The 3,402-nt window shown below is 40.7% G+C and carries 3 protein-coding genes; all 3 read left to right on the top strand.

What is annotated here, in order from left to right:
- Positions 1-222: 222 nt before the first annotated feature.
- On the top strand, positions 223-1,671 hold the full coding sequence (locus tag NB504_RS11745) for a hypothetical protein (RefSeq protein WP_258428951.1): 1,449 nt from the start codon (positions 223-225) through the stop codon (positions 1,669-1,671).
- A 110-nt stretch (positions 1,672-1,781) separates the two neighbouring features.
- Positions 1,782-2,315: a cysteine hydrolase family protein gene (locus NB504_RS11740; RefSeq protein ID WP_064626947.1), complete on the top strand. Its 534-nt coding sequence runs from the start codon at positions 1,782-1,784 to the stop codon at positions 2,313-2,315.
- A 145-nt stretch (positions 2,316-2,460) separates the two neighbouring features.
- On the top strand, positions 2,461-3,285 hold the full coding sequence (locus tag NB504_RS11735; RefSeq protein WP_258428949.1) for an HNH endonuclease: 825 nt from the start codon (positions 2,461-2,463) through the stop codon (positions 3,283-3,285).
- Positions 3,286-3,402: the final 117 nt, after the last annotated feature.

Genomic DNA, 3,402 nt, shown 5'->3' with positions numbered 1-3,402 from the left:
TTCTTGAATCACTCAACCATTGCAATTGTGGCTTTTGGTCGTGTAAATTCAGTTTATCTCATTGAATTTGCATAACAAACGGCTCAAGAGGGATTGCCAACGCTTGGCGACTTTAGTGCAAAATTGAAGTTAAGTGTTTACAGTGTGTTTTTTGAGTTCGGCTATGCGTTGTCAACCCCTTAGCCGGGCGTTAAGTTGCAAATCGGTCTAGGAGTATAAAAATTGGCAAAGAAGAGAATTGTTTCTGTAGGCTTTGAACTAGCTAACGATGAAGTAACAACTATAGATTTTAGGTCTAATGCTTCACTATTAGACTGGGATGTAATCTTGTTTCGTGAAGATGTATTGCATTTCCTTTATTCAGGATACGCATCGGATAGCTATCAAGGAAAGCCATCATTATCAGAAAGTAAGTCGTTTCAGTTAAGAGAGGCAGTTCAACATTGGCATAGGGAAATATCTGAAGCAGTAAACTGTGGCAAGACTGTTTTTTATTTCCTTGAGCAATATCGAGACTTTTACATAGATACGGGGAAGCGGGAGTATTCTGGTACTGGTCGTAACCAAAAAACGACGAGGATGGTTTCTCTTTACGACAATTATAAATGTCTGCCGTTGGACGTATCTGTAACACCAAGGCAAGGTAAAGAAATGATGCTTGCTCCTAAAGGAGCAGAAGTTATCTCAACTTTTTGGCAAGAGTTTTCAGCTCTGTCCGAGTACAAGGTTACGCTAGAAAGTGACCAAACAAAGCCATTACTTTACACCAAGCATGGCAACAATGAAGTAGGCTCATATATAACTACCAAATCAGGTGGTGCTTTAATACTACTTCCTTATATGGACCTGGAAGATGAAGACTTTACTGATGAAATTGAGCATGATGATGAATGGGAAACGCGCTGGAGTGAGAAAGGAATCCAGTTCGGTGCAAAACTAGTCGCTAGTTTAATTGGTGTCGACACACAGCTTCGTAAAAGTTCGGAAAAAACAGTTGAACCTGACTGGGCAAAGTCTGATGAATATGTTTTCACAAAAGAAACTGAGCTAAGGCAAGATGTTCAAGTCTTGAACGAAAAAATTGCACAGTTAGATGAAGAGAAATCTCAATGTTTAGCAGAGCTTGAAGGAGCAGGAGCGCTTCGTGGTCTGCTGTATGATACAGGAAAAGCACTAGAAGCTTCCATATTGGTGGGTTTGAAAACACTAGGTTTTCAAGCTGAAAACTATGAAGATGATACCAAAGAGTTTGATGTTGTTTTTGAATCGTCAGAAGGACGCTTGATTGGAGAGGCAGAAGGTAAAGACAATAAAGCAATTAACATTACTAAGTTAAGGCAGTTAGCACTAAACCTGCACGAAGATTTGGAACGTGATGAAGTTTCAAGCCCTGCAAAAGGCGTTCTATTTGGTAACGCTTATAGGTTAAAACCACTAAATGAAAGACAGCAACCATTTACAGATAAATGCTTACTATCGTCAAATACTAGCTCCACAGCTCTAGTACATACCCCCGATCTATTTTCTGTTGTTCATTATGTTTCAGAAACTAACGATCTAATTTTTGCAGAAAGTTGCCGAAAGGCTCTTATTGAAACAGTCGGGTTAGTCAAATTCCCTGCAATACCAGAAGCAATGTCTGAAACTAGTCCCGAGGAAACAGCAACTTAACAAAGCATTTAAGAGTGATTCGCAACGCTTGGCAGTTTCGCTTCGCTCAAGTATAGCCAAGCGCCGCTCACACCTTAATGCGGCGTTAGCCTTATTCAAAAGGAGATTCTATGAAATCAGCAGTTCTTGTTATTGATGTGCAGAATATTTTGTTTGACCCAACACCTCAACCGTTTGAAAGAAATGAGGTTTTAACTCGCATCAATAAAGTCACAGATTGGGCGCGCCAAAAGGATATCTCAGTCATCTTTATCCAACATGAACAAACTGGGACTCCAATCGAATATGGCAGTGAAGGTTGGCAATTACAGTCATCATTACACGTTGAAAGTAGTGACCATTTTATACGCAAAACAACGCCAGATTCGTTTTTACGAACAAACTTGGAGTCGTTGCTGCAAGAACTCTGTATTGAGCATCTTTATATCTGCGGCTACGCCACAGAGTTTTGTGTAGATACAACTACGCGACGAGCTGCTGGTTTAGGTTACTCGGTGGATTTGATATCAGATGCTCACACAACTCAAAGCAAATCTCATTTGTCAGGTGAGCAAATCCGAGTACATCACAATGCAACATTGCCGAGTATTTCTAGTTTTGGTGTCAAGATTACAGCTGTATCGACACAATCTTTGACGTCATAAGGCTAACAAACGGCTCAAGAGGGATTGCCAACGCGTGGCGGCTTTGGTGCAAAATTGAAGTTCAGCGTTTACAGTGTGTTTTTTGAGTTCGGCGGTGCGTTGTCAACCCCTTAGCCGGGCGTTATATTTTTAATGGTAGGAAGCTGTGAATTTAGAATTTCTGAAACCTAAAGAAAGACTAAGAGTTATGGATTTAGTTGGATCCGTAGGTATAGATGTTACCGACTGGGCTAACTTCAAAGGTGGTATTGAAAGAGCTGCATCTAACCCTAAATACTGTTACGAGTGGTCTTATGAGGACCGCAAGAAAAATTTAATCGTTCTTAACCTTTGGTACGACGCTCTTTTGGTTGAAGAGAATGTCATTTTTCAACAACTGAATCTTCGAGAAACTGCGGAAAAAACGGCTAACGGCGCACAAAAACGTCGTGCATTTAACATGGACTTTTCTTTACAGCGGGCGGTTAGATTAGATCTGGATGTAAGGGTCATCATATGCAACGGTCGTCGAAAAAATGAAAGTGCGTCAAAAGCTGAAATTCGAATATTAGATGCAGAAACATGGTACGTAGAAAGTTACAACTCTGATAGTGGGGAGTGTAAGTTGCGCCGTGGGCAACGCCCAGCTACTTTTATTGATCAGTTTTCTATTGCTGACACACCAGAAGAAGCTAGCAAAAGGGAGTCTACGACTTCGGTATATGAACGTAGCGCGAAAGTTAGACGTAGTGCGTTGAATAGAGCTAATGGAAAATGTGAATGGTGTGGAACGTTGGGGTTTAAAGGCAAATCTGGCTCAATTTACCTCGAAACCCATCATATTCAACCATTGTGTGAAGGTGGGGAAGATAGCGAGCGTAATGTAATCGCATTATGTCCAAATCATCATCGTGAAGCTCATTTTGGTGAAGCTAGTTTAGAGCTTAAAAAGCAGTTTAAAGATAAAGTTCAGCAACTTATTTCACAGTAGAAAAATATAACAAACGGCTCAAGAGGGATTGCCAACGCTTGACGACTTTAGTGCAAAATTGAAGTTCAGTGTTTACAGTGTGTTTTTTGAGTTCGGCGGTGCGTTGTCAACCCCTTA

Source organism: Vibrio sp. RM-69-4, assembly GCF_024743775.1.
Taxonomy (GTDB): domain Bacteria; phylum Pseudomonadota; class Gammaproteobacteria; order Enterobacterales; family Vibrionaceae; genus Vibrio; species Vibrio anguillarum.
Note: the sequence above shows the minus strand (reverse complement) of the source record. Positions and strands in the feature narration are given on the sequence as shown.

Bases quoted from the DNA above. Each gene is read 5' to 3' on its own strand.
- NB504_RS11740 (WP_064626947.1), top strand. From the start codon at position 1,782: ATGAAATCAGCAGTTCTTGTTATTGATGTGCAGAATATTTTGTTTGAC.